At 72.8% G+C, this 16,498-nt stretch carries 18 protein-coding genes; 14 read left to right on the forward strand and 4 right to left on the reverse strand.

Annotation, left to right across the window (positions count from 1 at the left end; translation table 11 throughout):
* On the forward strand, positions 1 to 861 hold an 861-nt coding region (locus tag DN069_RS40080; protein ID WP_111501742.1), incomplete at its 5' end, for a helix-turn-helix domain-containing protein.
* Positions 862 to 870: 9 nt separating this feature from the next.
* Entirely contained in the window at positions 871 to 1,389 is a 519-nt protein-coding gene (locus DN069_RS16410; protein WP_111501743.1) for a MarR family winged helix-turn-helix transcriptional regulator, read from the forward strand.
* A gap of 15 nt (positions 1,390 to 1,404) precedes the next feature.
* Here the strand turns inward: DN069_RS16410 and DN069_RS16415 are convergent, their stop codons facing one another.
* Positions 1,405 to 1,884 (reverse strand): methylated-DNA--[protein]-cysteine S-methyltransferase, encoded by a 480-nt coding sequence (locus DN069_RS16415; protein ID WP_111501744.1) that lies wholly within the window; start codon positions 1,882 to 1,884, stop codon positions 1,405 to 1,407.
* Positions 1,884 to 3,392 carry an AlkA N-terminal domain-containing protein gene (locus DN069_RS16420; protein WP_111501745.1) on the reverse strand — a complete coding sequence of 503 codons (1,509 nt, stop codon included), beginning with the start codon at positions 3,390 to 3,392 and terminating at the stop codon, positions 1,884 to 1,886. The genes DN069_RS16415 and DN069_RS16420 overlap by 1 nt, the downstream gene beginning before the upstream one ends.
* A gap of 185 nt (positions 3,393 to 3,577) precedes the next feature.
* Between DN069_RS16420 and DN069_RS16425 the strand changes: the two genes are divergently transcribed.
* Positions 3,578 to 4,054, forward strand: coding sequence for a rhodanese-like domain-containing protein (locus tag DN069_RS16425; protein WP_111501746.1), 477 nt, complete (start codon positions 3,578 to 3,580; stop codon positions 4,052 to 4,054).
* Between the two features lie 19 nt (positions 4,055 to 4,073).
* On the opposite strand, the gene rsgA is transcribed toward DN069_RS16425, so the two are convergent.
* Both rsgA and DN069_RS16435 read right to left on the reverse strand, forming a co-directional pair.
* Complete coding sequence (gene rsgA, locus DN069_RS16430; RefSeq protein ID WP_111501747.1) at positions 4,074 to 5,138, reverse strand: ribosome small subunit-dependent GTPase A; 1,065 nt, start codon at positions 5,136 to 5,138, stop codon at positions 4,074 to 4,076.
* Between the two features lie 154 nt (positions 5,139 to 5,292).
* Positions 5,293 to 6,492, reverse strand: a complete 1,200-nt coding sequence (locus DN069_RS16435) for a YihY/virulence factor BrkB family protein (RefSeq protein WP_243639314.1) — start codon at positions 6,490 to 6,492, stop codon at positions 5,293 to 5,295.
* A 270-nt stretch (positions 6,493 to 6,762) separates the two neighbouring features.
* Between DN069_RS16435 and DN069_RS42610 the strand changes: the two genes are divergently transcribed.
* The 11 genes from DN069_RS42610 (at position 6,763) to DN069_RS16485 (ending at position 16,426) form a co-directional block, all read left to right on the forward strand.
* Complete coding sequence (locus DN069_RS42610; protein WP_332262522.1) at positions 6,763 to 6,846, forward strand: putative leader peptide; 84 nt, start codon at positions 6,763 to 6,765, stop codon at positions 6,844 to 6,846.
* A gap of 183 nt (positions 6,847 to 7,029) precedes the next feature.
* Positions 7,030 to 8,718, forward strand: a complete 1,689-nt coding sequence (locus DN069_RS16440; RefSeq protein ID WP_111501748.1) for a nitrite/sulfite reductase — start codon at positions 7,030 to 7,032, stop codon at positions 8,716 to 8,718.
* The gene (locus tag DN069_RS16445; RefSeq protein WP_111501749.1) at positions 8,715 to 8,912 is read left to right on the forward strand and encodes a hypothetical protein; all 198 of its coding nucleotides are present in this window, start codon (positions 8,715 to 8,717) and stop codon (positions 8,910 to 8,912) included. The genes DN069_RS16440 and DN069_RS16445 overlap by 4 nt, the downstream gene beginning before the upstream one ends.
* Positions 8,896 to 9,615, forward strand: coding sequence for a phosphoadenylyl-sulfate reductase (locus DN069_RS16450; RefSeq protein ID WP_111501750.1), 720 nt, complete (start codon positions 8,896 to 8,898; stop codon positions 9,613 to 9,615). Before DN069_RS16445 ends, DN069_RS16450 begins: the two co-directional genes overlap by 17 nt.
* A gap of 46 nt (positions 9,616 to 9,661) precedes the next feature.
* A complete protein-coding gene (gene cysC, locus DN069_RS16455; RefSeq protein WP_111501751.1) occupies positions 9,662 to 10,246 on the forward strand; it encodes an adenylyl-sulfate kinase in 585 nt (194 codons plus the stop codon).
* Positions 10,243 to 11,184, forward strand: coding sequence for a sulfate adenylyltransferase subunit CysD (gene cysD / locus DN069_RS16460; protein ID WP_111501752.1), 942 nt, complete (start codon positions 10,243 to 10,245; stop codon positions 11,182 to 11,184). Before cysC ends, cysD begins: the two co-directional genes overlap by 4 nt.
* A complete protein-coding gene (locus DN069_RS16465; protein ID WP_111501753.1) occupies positions 11,184 to 12,482 on the forward strand; it encodes a sulfate adenylyltransferase subunit 1 in 1,299 nt (432 codons plus the stop codon). The genes cysD and DN069_RS16465 overlap by 1 nt, the downstream gene beginning before the upstream one ends.
* A gap of 237 nt (positions 12,483 to 12,719) precedes the next feature.
* Positions 12,720 to 13,859, forward strand: coding sequence for an aliphatic sulfonate ABC transporter substrate-binding protein (locus DN069_RS16470; RefSeq protein WP_111501754.1), 1,140 nt, complete (start codon positions 12,720 to 12,722; stop codon positions 13,857 to 13,859).
* Positions 13,860 to 13,994: 135 nt separating this feature from the next.
* Positions 13,995 to 14,777 carry an ABC transporter ATP-binding protein gene (locus DN069_RS16475; protein WP_111501755.1) on the forward strand — a complete coding sequence of 261 codons (783 nt, stop codon included), beginning with the start codon at positions 13,995 to 13,997 and terminating at the stop codon, positions 14,775 to 14,777.
* On the forward strand, positions 14,764 to 15,669 hold the full coding sequence (locus DN069_RS16480; protein ID WP_111501756.1) for an ABC transporter permease: 906 nt from the start codon (positions 14,764 to 14,766) through the stop codon (positions 15,667 to 15,669). Before DN069_RS16475 ends, DN069_RS16480 begins: the two co-directional genes overlap by 14 nt.
* Positions 15,670 to 15,673: 4 nt before the next feature.
* Positions 15,674 to 16,426, forward strand: a complete 753-nt coding sequence (locus DN069_RS16485) for a sirohydrochlorin chelatase (RefSeq protein WP_111501757.1) — start codon at positions 15,674 to 15,676, stop codon at positions 16,424 to 16,426.
* Positions 16,427 to 16,498 lie beyond the last annotated feature (72 nt).

Raw genomic sequence — 16,498 nt, forward strand, 5'->3', positions numbered from 1 at the left:
GCGGAGCTGGAGGCCGCCGGGCTGGCCGCGGTGTCGGCCTCGCTCGCCGACCACTACGTGGCCGCGCCGCCCGGCGTCGCGCTCGCGCCCGCGCTGTCGCAGCGGCGGCAGGAACTGCACGAGGCCGAGCGGGTCGTCGAGCTGCTCGCGGACGAGTACCGCCGCACCGGAGCGGCCACGGCGGGCGCGGCCGACCTGGTCGAGGTGGTCTCCGGCGTCTCCGCGCTGCGGCACCGGTTCGAGCAGATCCAGCTCGGCACCGAGAACGAGCTGCTGGCCCTGGTCACCGAGACGCCCGTCGCGGTGTCGCCCGAGGAGAACGGCGCCGAGGACGTGATCGTCGCCCGCGGCGTCACCCACCGGACGGTGCTCTCCCGCGACCGGCTCGCCGACGCGCCCGTCATGGACGCGCTCGCGCTCGCGCTGGAGCGCGGGCAGCAGGTCCGCGTCGCGGAGCGGGTGCCGACCAAGCTGATGGTCTCCGACCGCCGGCTCGCCATGGTCCCGCTGCTCGCCCTCGGTACGCCCGGCGAGCCGGCGGCGCTGCTGGTGCGCGCGCCAGGGCTGCTGGAGGCGCTGGTCGGGCTCTTCGAGCAGTGCTGGCAGTCGGCCTCCCCGGTGCGGTTCAGCTCCGAGCTCCCGGGCACGGTCGAGGTGGACGCGGACCAGCCGGACCCCGTCGATCTGCAGATCGTCTCGCTGCTGCTGACCGGCCTCACCGACGCCAGCGTCGCCAAGCAGCTGGATCTGGGCCTGCGCACGGTCCAGCGACGCGTCCAGCGCCTGATGACGCTGACGGGAGTCAGCACGCGTCTGCAGCTGGGCTGGCACGCGTACGAGCGCGGCTGGGTCGCCCGTTAGGCTTCGCCCATGCCAGAACCTGTCGATCATGCCGCCCCGGCGTCCCCGGCGTCCTCGCCGTCGGGTCAGCCCGTGGAGACGGCCCAGGTCCAGCGCCTCACCGACGCGGTGACCCGGCTGCGCCGCGCCCTGCGCAGCAGCATCCGCACGGACTACCCGTGGGAGGCCCTGCCGATGGCGCAGGTGGAGCTCCTGCAGACGCTCGCCCAGACGGGCCCGCTCCGCGTCGGGGAGCTCGCCGCGCGGCAGCGCCTCGCCCCCAACACCGTCAGCGGCCTGGTCGGCCGTCTGCTCGACGCGGGTTTCGTCGACCGCCAGAACGACCCCGGCGACCGCCGGACGGCCCGCATCGGCCTCACCGACGCGGGCCACCGGCAGCTCGGCGACTGGCAGCGCGCCCACGAGCGCCGACTCGCCGCGGCGCTGGCGACGCTGGCCCCCGAGGACAGCGCGGCCGTCCTCAACGCCCTGACGGGCCTGGAGAACCTGGCCGCCGCCCTGGGCGAGGACAACCCGCCGGCCGCGTAGGCGCGCGGGGCTCCGTCAGTCGCTCTCGATCCCGAGCAGCGTCTGCTTCGCCTCCAGGCCGGCGGCGAAGCCCGTCAGGGAGCCGTCGCTGCCGACGACCCGGTGGCAGGGCCGGAGGATCAGCAGCGGGTTGGCGCCCACCGCGCCGGCAACCGCCCGGACGGAGGTGGGCGGCAGGCCCGCCGACTGCGTCAGCTCCTTGTAGGTGACCGTCGCCCCGAAGGGGATGTCGTCCAGGGCGTGCCAGACGCGCTGCCGGAACTCCGTGCCGGCGGGGGCGAGCGCGAGGTCGAACTCCTTGCGCTCGCCCGAGAAGTACTCGCCGAGTTGGGCGACCGCGTCCGCGAGGAGGTCCGGGTCGCGGGTCCAGGAGGGATCGGGCTCCACCGCGCGGCCCTTCTGCACCGGCGCGTAGACGGAGGTGAGCCGGCCGTCCTCGTCCGCCGTGAGCTGCAGGCGGCCCAGCGGGGAGTCCATGGTGGTGTAACGGGTCATCACTTGCTCGCTTTCGCTGAGGTCTTGGCGGGCCTGAGGGCGCGTTCCGCGGCCGCGGCCTCGCCCGCGGCGACCCAGAGGTGGTGCACCGCGTAGGAGCGCCAGGGCCGCCACCCGTCGCTGCTGGGTTCGGCCGTCGAGCCCGCGGCGCGCAGGCCGTGGCGCACGCCGATGTCGGTGGGGAGGTAGGCGTCGGGGTCGGCGAGCGCCCGCATCCGGACGTAGCTGACGGTCCACGGGCCGATGCCCGGCAGCGCCAGCAGTGCCGCGGAGGCCTCGTCGCGGTCGACGCCCGGGTCGAGTCGGACGGTGCCGTCGGCCAGCGCCGCGCACAGGCCGCGCAGGGCGCGCTGCCGCGCGAGCGGCATGGCCAGATCGGCGGGGTCGGCCTCGGCAAGGCTCGCCGTCGAGGGGAACAGATGGGTGAGCCCGCCGCCGGCCTCGGGCAGCGGCACGCCGTAGCGGGCGGCGAGACGTCCGGCCAGCGTGCGGGCCGCCGCGACGGTGACCTGCTGCCCGAGGACCGCGCGGACGGCGAGCTCGTGGGCGTCGACGTGGCCGGGCGAGCGCAGTCCGGGGCGCTTGGCGACGAGCGGACCGAGGTGCGGGTCCGCGCCGAGCACCTCGGCGACGGCCTCCGGGTCGGCGTCGAGGTCGAAGAGCGCGCGCAGGCGCTGCGCCGCGGCCGTCAGGTCGCGGACGTTGCCCAGCCGCACCCGTGCGTCCAGCCAGCCCTGGGGCTTGGCCGGCTCGTCGACCTCGGCCACGCCGGAGCCGCCGGGCAGGGCGAGGGTGCGCCGGTAGGTGCGGGCGCCGCCACCGCCCTCGCGCACGACCACCTCCTCGACGCCGGGCACCGCACGCAGCGCCAGGAAGTCGAAGACGGCGGCCGCGTCGAAGGGTTGACGGTGCGCCAGCCGCAGCGGGATCACGCCGTGCACGACGTTGCGTCGGCCCTGGTGGGCGCGCAGCTCGGTCGGGGTCATCGCGTAGACCTCGCGGATCGTGTCGTTGAACTGCCGCACGCTGGAGAAGCCGGCGGCGAACGCGGCCTCCGTCGCGCCGAGGTCGGTGGTCTGCAACAGCAGGCGCGCGGTCTGCGCGCGTTGGGTGCGGGCGAGGGCGAGCGGTCCGGCACCGAGCTCGGCGTGGAGCTCGCGGGTCAGGTGGCGTTCGCTGTAGCCGAGCCGGGCGGCAAGGCCCGCGACGCCCTCGCGGTCGACGACTCCGTCGGCGATCAGGCGCATGGCGCGGCCGACCAGGTCGGCGCGCAGGTTCCATTCCGGCGAGCCGGGTGCCACGTCGGGGCGGCAGCGCCGGCAGGCGCGGAAGCCGGCGGCCTGGGCGGCCGCGGCGGTCGGGTAGAAGTCGATGTTCTCGCGCTTGGGGGTTCTGGCGGGACAGCTGGGCCGGCAGTAGATGCCGGTGGTCCGCACGGCCGAGTAGAACACGCCGTCGAGTCGTGCGTCCTTGCTGCTCACCGCCCGGTAACAGGCGTCCTCGTGCATCCTCACGCCCTCCAGTCTGCGGCATCGGCGGCCGACGCACTGGCGGGAATCGGACACGACAGTGACAGGGTGGGCGCTGGCGGGATCTTGATGGTCAGGGGCGTTCACGCCACTCGTGGCGGCGTCGGGCGCCTCGCGAGAATGAAGGCACCGCAGCAGACGACCCATCGAGAGGGACCCCAGCCATGACGACGACCGCCACCGCAAGCGCCGTGCTCTCCGTGCCCGCCGCCGACCCGACCGTCGCCGCCGCCCACTACGCCGCCCGGCTCGCCTTCGAGGCCGACGTCTCCGACGTGCACGCCGACCTGGCCGCCGGCGTCGGGGGCGTGGTGGTGGTCGACTCGCGCAGTGACGCCGCCTGGGCACAGGGCCACATTCCGGGCGCGATCCACATCCCGACCGCCCGGATCGCGGAGCTCGCGCCGACCCTGGTGGACCCGTCCACGACGGTGGTCACCTACTGCTGGGGCCCCGGGTGCAACGGCGCCACCCGCGCCGCCCTCGCCTTCGCCCGCCTCGGTTACCCGGTCAAGGAGATGATCGGCGGCTTCGAGTACTGGGTCCGTGAGGGTTTCGCCTTCGAGTCCGCGCGGGGCGAGGAGCAGCGGCCGATCGACGACCTCACCGCTCCCCGCTCCGGCATCTCCTGCGCCTGCTGATCCGGCCGGAACCGGCGTCTCAGAGACGCCGGTTGGCGCGGGCGGTACGGCCGCGCTGCTTCCAGACGCGGGTCAGCTCCGCGCGCAGGCGCGCGTCGCTGCGGGCCGCCATGCGGAGGTTCTCCCGCTGCAGCTTGCGGTAGCTGTCCAGTCGGCGGAAGGACAACTCGCCCTCGTCGAGGGCACGCTGGACCGCGCAACCGGGTTCGCCGTCGTGGCCGCAGTCGGCGAAGCGGCACTCCGCGGCCAGCCGCTCGACGTCGGCGAAGACCTGCTGCAGCCCGGCCTCCGCGTCCATGACGCCGACCCCGCGCAGGCCGGGGGTGTCGATAAGGACGCCCTTGCCGTCCGGCAGGGTCAGCAGCTCGCGGGTGGTCGTGGTGTGCCGGCCCTTGCCGTCGACGCCGATGGCCCGGACGTCCATCGCCTCGACGCCGGTGAGCGCGTTGGCGAGGGTGGACTTGCCGACGCCGGACTGGCCGACCAGCACCGTGCTCGCGCCGAGGGCGGCCCGCAGCGCGGACACGCCCGCGCCGTCGGTCGCGCTGACCACGTGGACGGGGACGCCGGGCGCGGCCCCCTCGACGTCCGCGCGGATCAGGTCCGCGTCGGGCGCGAGGTCGGCCTTGGTCAGCACGACGAGCGGGTCCGCGCCGCTCTCCCAGGCGAGCGCGAGGAAGCGCTCGACGCGGCCGAGGTCCGGCTCGACGGCGAGGGAGACCGCGATGACGACGGTGTCGACGTTGGCGGCGAGCACCTGGCCCTCCGAGCGCTTGGAGGCGCCGGTGCGGATCACCGCGGTACGGCGCGGCAGCAGGGTGCGGACCTGGTAGCCGATCTCGGCCGCGCCCTCGGCGACGGCCGCCCAGTCGCCGGTGCAGATGATGCGCACCGGGTCGCGCGGCGTGACCAGCGCGGTGTCGGCGCGCAGCGTGCCGCGCGGGGTCACGACGTCGCACAGGCCGCGGTCGACCCGGGCGACCCGGCCGGGGATCAGGCCCTGCGCCGCGTACGGCGCGAAGGCGGCCCGCCAGTCCTCGTCCCAGCCGTAGCGGGAGAGGTCAAGGGGAGTGGTGGAAGACAAAGGAAGCCCTTCGAGGCGTGAAGTGGATGATCGACTGCTCGGTGGTCAGTTCGGTGTTCATCGCTTCCTCACCTCCTCGGCTTCCGCGGCCACGGCCTTCCGTGGCTCCTGCTCAGACGCTACCGCCGGGCCGGGGACGAGGGCCAAGGGATTTCTACTTCTGCTCCCCCTCCTCGTCCTGCTGCTCCCCCTCGAAGGGCGACGGGTAGCGGCGGCGCCGGTCGCCCTTGGACTGGATGCGCCCGCGCAGGTCCTTGTGCGGCAGGAAGTCCGCCCAGCGCTCGGGGTACTCCGCCGGGATGTCGGACTCGCCCTCGCCCTCGGTCGGCGGCGGGTTCGCGGCACGGTTGCGGGTGGCCGCGCGGCGGGCCTCGGCGCGCCGCATGACCTCCATGGCCTCCTCCTCGCGCGCCTTCTCGTTCTCCGCGCGGGCCTGCGCGGTCTCGCGGGTCGGCCACATCCGGTCGATGGCGGCGTTCATGGCGGCGCCGATCAGCACCGCGAGCGCGATGACCCCGATCCACAGCAGCACCGCGACGGGCGCGGCCAGCGAGCCGTAGACGGTCGGGCCCTCGACCGAGTGCACGAGGTAGAGGCGCAGGAAGATGCTGCAGACGAAGAAGACCAGCAGCGCGACTATCGCGCCGGGCAGGTCCTCCTTCCAGGCGGTCCGCACCGGCACGGCCACGTGGTAGAGCGTGGTCATGAAGACCACCGAGAGCAGGATCGCGCCCGGCCAGTACAGGACGTGGACGATGTCCGCGGTGGCGGGGAACCAGGCGACGATCTGGTCCGGTCCGGCGATCACCAGCGGCCCGATCACCGTGCCGACGATCAGGGCGACGATGTAGAGACCGAGCGAGAGCAGCCGGGTGTGCACGATGCCGCGCTGGTCCTCCAGCCCGTACATGATCGTGACGGTGTCGACGAAGACGTACAGCGCACGCGAGCCGGACCAGAGGGCCAGCAGGAAGCCGATGGAGATCAGGTCGGGGCGGCCGCTGCTGAAGACGCTGTTCAGCAGCGGCTGCACGGTCTGGTGCACCGAGCTCGCCGACAGGAAGGTGCTCGCGGCGCGCAGGATGTCGGCCTCGAGCTTGGCGATGACGCCCTGGCTGAGGTAGCCGAGCGTGCCGGCGACGCAGAGCAGCAGCGGCGGGACGGACATCAGCGTGAAGAAGGCGACCTCGGCGGCGAGCCCGGTGACGCGATACTCGACACAGACGTTGGTGGTGTCCTTGATCAGCTTCCAGGCGATCGGCCCGTAGGTGCCCCCGACCCGTCGGCGGTTGGCGCGCCGACCGCCGTGGGCGCGATGCCGGGCTTTGGGTGAGGGTTCGCCTGCAGGTTGCACGGTGCAAACCTATCGGCCCACGGGGGTCTCGCCGATCTCTCCGGGCGCGTCGGAGGTCCGGGGCGCCGCCGGATCGGCCGACTCCGCATCCGGGTGATCTTCCGAATAGTGGACGCCCTCGTCTTGCAGATCGGAACACGAGGGCCAATATGGGCGTTCGGGCCCTCCGGCCGCATCGGCACTCCCGTGAAATCCCAGTCTTCGGGACACTTTTGTCCACATGTCGGAAGGCGCTGGACTGCGAAAAGTTCGGCGTGCGACGCTTCTGCCATGTCTGGTGCCGGAACTGCCCTGGTCGGTCGACTCCACGTCGACCTCGGCCGCATGTCCAGCGCCATCTGTCCGGTGACCTGATACCCCTGCCGCCCCACCGACAGCAAGCCCGACGCCCGCGCGCCGACGCGCGGAACACGTCGCCCAGGCCGGGTCGCCGTCGCGCCGCACGCACCCTCGTGCAGGTCAGCGCCGTAGCGCCGGTCCGGGAACCACTGCTGAGACTACCGCTCAGGCCCCGAACCAACTGCCGAAGGACGCTCCATGGCCGCCACCCCCGCCTCCTCCACGCCGAAGCGCAAGGTGACCCGCCACCGCGGCGAGGGCCAGTGGGCTGCCGGTCACTTCACGCCGCTGAATGGCAACGAGCAGTTCAAGAGGGACGACGACGGTCTCAATGTGCGGACGCGGATCGAGACGATCTACGCGCACACCGGCTTCGACGGCATCGACCCGAACGACCTGCGTGGACGTATGCGCTGGTGGGGGCTGTACACCCAGCGCCGCCCCGGGATCGACGGCGGCAAGACCGCGATCCTGGAGCCGCACGAGCTCGAGGACGAGTACTTCATGCTGCGCGTCCGCATCGACGGCGGCCGGCTGACCGTGGCCCAGCTGCGGACCATCGGCGAGATCTCGCAGACCTACGCGCGCGGCACCGCGGACCTGACCGACCGGCAGAACATCCAGTACCACTGGATTCGGATCGAGGACATGCCGGCCATCTGGCAGAAGCTGGAGGCCGTGGGCCTGTCCACGACGGAGGCCTGCGGCGACGTTCCCCGCGTCATCCTCGGCTCGCCGGTCGCCGGCATCGCCGCCGACGAGATCATCGACGGCACCCCGGCGCTGGAGGAGATCCACCGCCGCGTGATCGGCAACCCCGAGTTCTCCAACCTGCCGCGCAAGTTCAAGACGGCGATCTCGGGCTCCCCGCTGCTGGACGTCGCCCACGAGATCAACGACGTCGCCTTCGTCGGCGTCGAGCACCCCGAGCACGGTCCCGGCTTCGACCTCTGGGTCGGCGGCGGCCTCTCCACCAACCCGCGCCTCGGCGAGCGCCTGGGCGCCTGGGTCCCGTTGGACGAGGTCGCGGACGTCCACGTCGGCGTGATCTCGATCTTCCGCGACTACGGCTACCGCCGGCTGCGCAACCGCGCCCGCCTCAAGTTCCTCATGGCGGACTGGGGCCCGGCCAAGTTCCGCCAGGTGCTGGAGGACGAGTACCTGCACCGCAAGCTCGTCGACGGGCCCGCCCCGGCCGAGCCGGTCGAGCGCTGGCGCGACCACGTCGGCGTGCACCGGCAGCAGGACGGCAACTTCTACGTCGGCTTCGCGCCGCGCGTCGGCCGCGTCGACGGCTCGCTGCTGACCAAGGTCGCCGACCTGGCCGCCGAGCACGGCTCGGACCGCCTGCGCACCACCGCCGAGCAGAAGATGATCGTGCTGGACGTGACCGAGGACCGGGTCGAGTCCCTCGTCTCCGGCCTGGAGGCGCTGGACCTGCGGGTCACCCCGTCCCCGTTCCGCCGCGGCACCATGGCCTGCACCGGCATCGAGTTCTGCAAGCTCGCCATCGTCGAGACCAAGGAGCGCGGCAGCTCCCTGATCGACGAACTGGAGGCGCGCCTGCCGGAGTTCGACGAGCCGCTGACGATCAACATCAACGGCTGCCCGAACGCCTGCGCCCGCATCCAGGTCGCCGACATCGGCCTCAAGGGCCAGCTCGTCACCGACGAGAACGGCCAGCAGGTCGAGGGCTTCCAGGTGCACCTGGGCGGCGCGCTGGGCCTGGAGGCCGGGTTCGGCCGCAAGGTCCGCGGCCTGAAGGTGACCAAGGACGGTCTGCCCGACTACGTCGAGCGCGTGCTGCGCCGCTACCTGGCGGACCGCCAGGAGGGCGAGCGCTTCGCGCAGTGGACCACCCGGGCCAGCGAGGAGCAGCTGTCATGAGCGAGCGTGCCGCGCCCTTCTACTGCCCCTACTGCGGCGACGAGGACCTGCGCCCGAGCGAGACCGGCGGGCACGGGGCCTGGGAGTGCGCGTCCTGCCGCCGCGCGTTCGCGGTGAAGTTCCTGGGCCTGCTGTCGGCCTCGTCCTCAGCCTCTACCGCGACCGGGGGAGACACCGATGACCACCGAGACTGAACCCGCCTACACCGCCGAGCAGCTGGAGGCCCTGGCCACCCGTGCCGCGGTGGAGCTCGAGGAGGCCTCCGCGCAGGAGATCATGCGCTGGGCCGCCGAGACCTTCGGGCGGCGGCTCGCGGTGACCTCCTCCATGGAGGACGCCGTCGTCGCGCACCTGGCCTCGACCGCGCTGCCCGGCATCGACGTGATCTTCCTGGACACCGGCTACCACTTCGTGGAGACCATCGGGACCCGCGACGCGGTGGCGGCGACCATGCCGGTCAACGTGATCACGCTGACCCCGCGTCAGTCCGTGGCCGAGCAGGACGCCGAGTACGGTCCGCGGCTCCACGACCGCGACCCGGACCTGTGCTGCAAGCTTCGCAAGGTCGAGCCGCTGAACCGGGGCCTGGCCGGCTACGACGCGTGGGCGACCGGCCTGCGCCGCGACGAGTCCCCCACCCGGGCGAACACCCCGGTCGTGGCGTACGACCCGAAGCGGCAGAAGGTCAAGATCGCCCCGATCGCCCGGTGGACGCAGGAGGACGTGGACGCCTACGTCGCGGCCAACGGCATCCTGCTCAACCCGCTGCTCTTCGACGGCTACGCGTCGATCGGCTGCTCGCCGGAGTCCTGCACCCGCCGGGTGCTGGAGGGCGAGGACGCCCGTTCCGGCCGCTGGGCCGGCGCCGGCAAGACCGAGTGCGGCATCCACCTCTGACTTCCTGTCCCTTCTCCCACTGATCCCCTGTCTGGAGCAGACCTTCATGACCACCACAGCTGACGCACCGGCGAGCCCCACGGCAGCCGCCGTGCAGGCCTGCGGCGCCACCGTGTGGCTGACCGGCCTGCCCAGCGCCGGGAAGACAACGATCGCCACAGCGTTGGCCGAGCGGCTGCGCGCCGAGGGCCACCGTGTCGAGATCCTCGACGGCGACGAGATCCGCGAGTTCCTCTCGCGCGGTCTCGGCTTCACCCGCGCGGACCGGGACACCAACATCCAGCGGATCGGCTTCGTCGCCGAGCTGCTGGCCTCCAACGGCGTCAAGGTCCTCGCCCCGGTGATCGCGCCCTACGGGGAGTCCCGCGCCGCGGTCGCCGCCCGGCACGCGGCCAAGCACACCAACTACCTGGAGGTGCACGTCGCCACGCCGGTCGAGGTCTGCTCGGAGCGCGACGTGAAGGGCCTGTACGCGAAGCAGGCGGCCGGGGAGATCTCCGGGCTGACCGGCGTGGACGACCCGTACGAGGCTCCGGCCTCTCCCGATCTGCGCATCGAGGCGCACACCCAGACGGTGGCCGAGTCCGCCGCCGCCCTGCACGCCCTGCTGACCGAGAGGGGACTGGCGTGACCACCGCAATCTCCCTGCCCACCACCGCCGCGCAGGACAATCCCTACGCGCTCTCGCACCTGGACGTGCTGGAGGCCGAGGCCGTCCACATCTTCCGTGAGGTGGCGGGCGAGTTCGAGAACCCGGTGATCCTCTTCTCGGGTGGCAAGGACTCCATCGTCATGCTGCACCTGGCGCTGAAGGCGTTCGCGCCGGCGTCGGTGCCGTTCGCGCTGCTGCACGTGGACACCGGGCACAACTTCCCCGAGGTGCTGGCCTACCGCGACCGCACGGTCGCCGAGCACGGCCTGCGCCTGCACGTCGCCTCGGTGCAGGAGTTCATCGACAACGGCCGGCTGCGCGAGCGCCCGGACGGCACCCGCAACCCGCTGCAGACGGTGCCGCTGCTGGACGCGATCGAGACGGGCCGCTTCGACGCCGTCTTCGGCGGCGGCCGCCGCGACGAGGAGAAGGCCCGCGCCAAGGAGCGCGTCTTCTCGCTGCGCGACGAGTTCGGCGCCTGGGACCCGCGCCGTCAGCGCCCCGAGCTGTGGTCGCTCTACAACGGCCGCCACGCGGTCGGCGAGCACGTGCGCGTCTTCCCGCTGTCCAACTGGACCGAGCTGGACGTGTGGCAGTACATCGAGCGGGAGAAGATCGAGCTCCCCGAGATCTACTACGCCCACGAGCGCGACGTCTTCGCCCGCAACGGCATGTGGCTCACCGCCGGTGACTGGGGCGGCCCCAAGGAGGGCGAGACGGTCGAGCGGCGCCTGGTGCGCTACCGCACGGTCGGCGACATGTCCTGCACCGGCGCCGTCGACTCCGACGCCGACACCATCGACGCCGTGATCGCCGAGATCGCCGCCAGCCGCCTGACCGAGCGTGGCGCCACCCGCGCGGACGACAAGATGTCCGAGGCCGCCATGGAAGACCGCAAGCGCGAGGGGTACTTCTAATGACCAGCACCACCCACCCCGACGCCGCGGCCGCCGCGGAGCTGGCCGCGACCTCGCTGCTGCGCTTCGCCACCGCCGGCTCCGTCGACGACGGCAAGTCCACCCTGGTCGGCCGGCTGCTGCACGACTCCAAGTCGGTGCTGGCCGACCAGCTGGAGGCCGTCGAGCACGCCTCGCGCAAGCGCGGCCAGGAGGCCCCCGACCTGGCGCTGCTCACCGACGGCCTGCGGGCCGAGCGCGAGCAGGGCATCACCATCGACGTCGCCTACCGCTACTTCGCCACCCCGCGGCGCCGGTTCATCCTGGCCGACACCCCCGGGCACGTGCAGTACACCCGCAACATGGTGACCGGCGCGTCCACCGCCGAGCTCGCCGTGGTGCTGGTCGACGCCCGCAACGGCGTCGTCGAGCAGACCCGCCGGCACGCGGCCGTCGCCGCGCTGCTGCGGGTGCCGCACGTGGTGCTGGCGGTCAACAAGATGGACCTGGTCGACTACGCCGAGCCCGTCTTCGCCGCGATCGCCGAGGAGTTCGGCGCCTACGCCGCCTCGCTGGGCGTCAAGGACGTCACCGCGATCCCGATCAGCGCGCTGGCCGGGGACAACGTCGTCGAGCCGTCCGCGAACATGGACTGGTACGGCGGCCCGACGCTGCTGGAGCACCTGGAGACCGTCCCGGTCGGCTCCGACCCGAGCGAGGAGCCGGCCCGGTTCCCGGTGCAGTTCGTGATCCGCCCGCAGTCGGCCGAGCACCGCGACTACCGCGGCTACGCCGGCCAGCTCGCCTCCGGCGTGCTGCGCACCGGTGACCAGGTGACCGTGCTCCCGGCCGGGATCACCACCACGGTGGCCGGGCTCGACGTGCTCGGCGAGGAGCGCGACACCGCTTGGGCGCCGCAGTCGGTGACGGTCCGTCTGGCCGAGGACATCGACATCTCCCGTGGCGACCTGATCGCGGCCGGGCCTGCTCCCGAGCCGACCCAGGACGTCGTGGCGACGGTGGCGCACCTCAACGAGCGCCCGCTGCGCGTCGGCGACAAGGTGCTGCTCAAGCACACCACCCGCACCGTGCGGGCGATCGTCAAGGACATCCCCTACGCGATCTCCGTCGACACGCTCGAGCAGGTGCCCAGCCCGGGCAGCCTGAACGTCAACGACCTGGGCCGTGTGGTGCTGCGCACCGCCGAGCCCCTGGCCCTGGACGACTACCGCAGCAACCGCCGCACCGGCTCGTTCCTGCTGATCGACCAGGCCGACGGCACCACCCTCACCGCCGGCATGGCGGGCGAGGCGTTCTGAGCTTCGACGGTCGACGTCGGCTCCGATGAAGGGTAGTCACACGATGAGTGGCGAGGCTTACTCGCTCTTCGCGAAGGAAGGCGGGCGCGTCGGCAGCGGCGCGCTCGGGGCCGGCCGCGGCGCCATCGGCGCGTGTCGTCTCATGTGCCGCTGACGCGAGGGCCCACCCCGCGTTGGCACGCAGCCGCACCGCCTGTCCGAAGAATTCGCCACTCGTCACCGTGAGGAACTTCTCCCATGTCGCACCGCACCCGTTCGCCCCGCTCGACCAGGATCAGACGCGCTGCCCTGGCCGGGGCCGTCGCCGTGACCGCCGCCGGGCTGCTCAGCGCCTGCGGCTACGGCTCCCAGGCCGCGTCGACCTCCTCTGACAACTCGACCGGCTCCACCTCCAGCGCCTCCGGCCCGGCCCTGTCCGCCGGCACCGTGCACATCGGCTACTTCGCGAACTTGACCCACGCGACGCCGCTGATCGGCATCCAGGACGGCCGGTTCCAGCAGGCCGTGGGCGGCACGAAGATCGCCACGCAGATCTTCAACGCCGGCCCGAGCGAGATCGAGGCGCTCAACTCCGGCGCCATCGACATCGCCTGGATCGGCCCCTCCCCCGCGATCAACGGATATGTGAAGTCGCAGGGCAGCGCCCTGAAGATCATCTCCGGCGCCACCTCCGGCGGCGCGGAGCTGGTCGTCAACCCGGCCACGATCAAGAGCGTTGCGGACCTCAAGGGCAAGAAGATCGCCACCCCGCAGGCGGGCAACACCCAGGACGTCGCCCTGCTCAACTTCCTGGCGGGCAAGGGCTACAAGGAGGACCCGAAGACCGGCGCCGGTGACGTCTCCGTCATCCGCACCGACAACTCCCTCACGCCCGCCGCCTACGCCGCCGGCCAGATCGACGGCGCGTGGGTGCCCGAGCCCACCGCCTCCAAGCTGGTCTCGGAGGGCGCGAAGGTGCTGGTGGACGAGAAGTCCCTGTGGCCGGGCGGCAAGTTCGTCTCCACCAACGTCATCGTGTCGCAGACCTTCCTCAAGGCCCACCCGGACGTGGTCAAGGCCGTGCTGAAGGCCTCCGTCGACACCAACGCGTGGATCACCGCCAACCCCGCCCAGGCCAAGCAGGACGCCAACGCCGCCCTCAAGACCCTGACCGGCAAGGCGCTCCCCGCCAAGGTGCTCGACGCCGCCTGGAGCGAGCTGACCGTCACCGACGACCCGCTCGCGTCCTCCCTGCAGGCCGAGGCCCAGCACGCCGTGACGGCCGGGTTCATCAAGCAGCCCAGCCTCACCGGCATCTACGACCTGAGCCTGCTCAACCAGGTCCTCGCCGCCGAGGGCAAGCCCGCCGTCTCGGCAGCAGGCCTCGGCGCGCAGTAGCCCCACCGACTCCGGGAGCCGCTCCGCTCTGCGTCGATGCCCAGTCAGGCGGCGCGGGGCGGCCCCCGGCCACAGCCCTCCCCGTTTCTTACCGCAGCCCCTTCCCATCCGCAGCCAGTACCAGGAGGTGACCGCATGACCGCCCTGCTGACCGAGGCCACCCCCGTGGTCGACACCGCCGTCCGGCTCGACCACGTCACCAAGTCCTTCGGCCGCAACGCCGCGGCCCATGTCGTCCTGGACGACATCAGCCTGAACGTCGCCCCGGGCGAGTTCGTCTGCCTGCTCGGCGCCTCCGGCTGCGGCAAGTCCACCCTGCTCAACCTCGTCGCCGGGCTGGACCAGCCCACCGCCGGAAGCATCGACGTGCCCGGCGGGCGCGCCGCGCTGATGTTCCAGGAGCACGCGCTCTTCCCGTGGCTGACCGCCGGACAGAACATCGAGCTCGCGCTGCGCCTGCGCGGCGTCCCGCGCGGCGAGCGCCGCGCGGAGGCCCAGCGCCTGCTGGAGCTGGTCCGCCTCGGTGGCGCCCACGGCAAGCGCGTCCACGAGCTCTCCGGCGGCATGCGCCAGCGCGTCGCCATGGCCAGGGCCCTGGCCCAGGACGCCAAGGTGCTGCTGATGGACGAGCCCTTCGCCGCGCTCGACGCGATCACCCGCGACGTGCTGCACGAGGAGCTCATTCAGATCTGGGAAGAGACGAATCTGTCCGTCCTGTTCGTCACCCACAACGTGCGCGAGGCCGTCCGCCTCGCCCAGCGCGTGGTGCTGCTCTCCTCCCGCCCCGGGCGCATCGCCCAGGAGTGGGCCATCGACCTGCCGCAGCCGCGGCGTATCGAGTCGGCCGGGGTGGCCGACCTCGCGGTGGAGATCACCGACAAGCTCCGAGGGGAGATCCGCCGCCATGTCCAGCACTGACCTCAAGCCCGCGGACGCGGCGCCCGGCACCGCCTCGGACGTCTCCGACATCAGCGCCGGCCTGGACGCGCTCGAGACCCAGACCGTCGAACGCACCCCGCTGATCCGGGTGTTCACCGGCAAGGTGCTGCCGCCGCTGATCGCCATCGCGCTCGTGCTGGTGGTCTGGCAGCTCGCATACTCCGCCCACCTCAAGCGCCCGGACCTGCTGCCCAGCCCGCTGGACGTCTGGGACAGCCTGCGCCAGCAGTGGCTCCAGGGCACCATCCTCTCGGTCATCTGGACCTCCCTCTCCAGGGGTGTGCTCGGGTTCCTGATCTCCGTCCTCATCGGCACGCCGATCGGCCTGCTCGTCGCCCGGGTCAAGCCCGTCCGGGCCGCGATCGGACCGATCCTCTCGGGCCTGCAGTCGATCCCCTCGGTGGCCTGGGTGCCCGCCGCCGTCATCTGGTTCGGCCTGTCCAACGCCACCATCTACGCCGTCGTGCTGCTCGGCGCGGTGCCCTCGATCGCCAACGGCCTGGTCGCCGGCGTCGACCAGGTGCAGCCGATCTACCTGCGCGCCGGCCGCACCCTCGGCGCCACCGGCCTGCGCGGCATCCGCCACGTCCTGCTGCCCGCCGCCCTGCCCGGCTACGTCGCCGGACTCAAGCAGGGCTGGGCCTTCTCCTGGCGCTCCCTCATGGCCGCCGAACTCATCGCCAGCTCCCCCGCGCTCGGCCTCGGCCTGGGCGCGCAGCTGGAGTTCTCCCGGCAGAACCTCGACATGCCCGGGGTCCTGGCCACCATCATCCTGATCCTGCTCGTCGGCATCGGCATCGAACTGCTCATCTTCAACCCGATCGAGCGACGCGTGCTGCGCTCGCGCGGCCTGCTGGCCGCCAAGCGGTGAGCTGATGACCGCCCGCCTGCTCCTCCTGGCCCACGGCAGCCGCGACCCGCGGCACGCCGCGACCATGGACGCCCTCGTCCTCCAGGCCCGCGCGCTGCGCCCGGGCCTGGATGTGCGCGTCGGCTACCTCGACCACTGCGCCCCGCGCATCCCGCGCACCCTGGAGCAGCTGGCCGAGGAGGGGGACGGGCCGGTCGTCGCCGTGCCGATGCTGCTGGCCCGCGCCTTCCACGCCAAGACCGACATCCCCGGTGTGCTGCGCGAGGCCGCGGCCCGGCTGCCGAGGCTCGAGGTGCACCTGGCCGAGGTGCTCGGCCCCTCCCCACTGCTGTGGCGCGCGCTGGAGCGCCGCCTGGCCGAGGTGGGCGTGCGGCCCGCCGCCGACACCGGCATCGTCCTCGCCTCCGCCGGCTCCTCCGATCCGACGGCGAACGCCGCGACGCGGGCGACCGCCGCCGCGTGGGCCCGCGCGGCGGGCTGGGGAGGCGTGGCCGTGGCGCACGCCTCCGCCGCGCCCCCGTCGGTGGCCGACGCGGCGGCCACCCTGCGCGCCCAGGGGCTGCGGCGCCTTGCCGTCGCCCTCTACCTGCTGGCCCCCGGCCTGCTCCCGGACCGCATCGCGGACCAGGCCGCGACGGCGGGCATCCCCGCCGTCGCCTCGCCCATCGGCGCGTCCCCCGACCTCGCCGAGTTGCTGCTGCAACGCTATGCGGAGGCACTGACAATCCGGCCCGCGGAGCTCTCCGCCAGCGCCTGATCCTCGCCTCCGTGTGGCGCGCGTCACGTTCAACCCATGTCACGTCTCGGCCGCCTGCTCCCATCTGGTGGG

It is taken from the genome of Streptacidiphilus pinicola (assembly GCF_003258295.1).
In the GTDB taxonomy this organism is placed as follows: domain Bacteria; phylum Actinomycetota; class Actinomycetes; order Streptomycetales; family Streptomycetaceae; genus Streptacidiphilus; species Streptacidiphilus pinicola.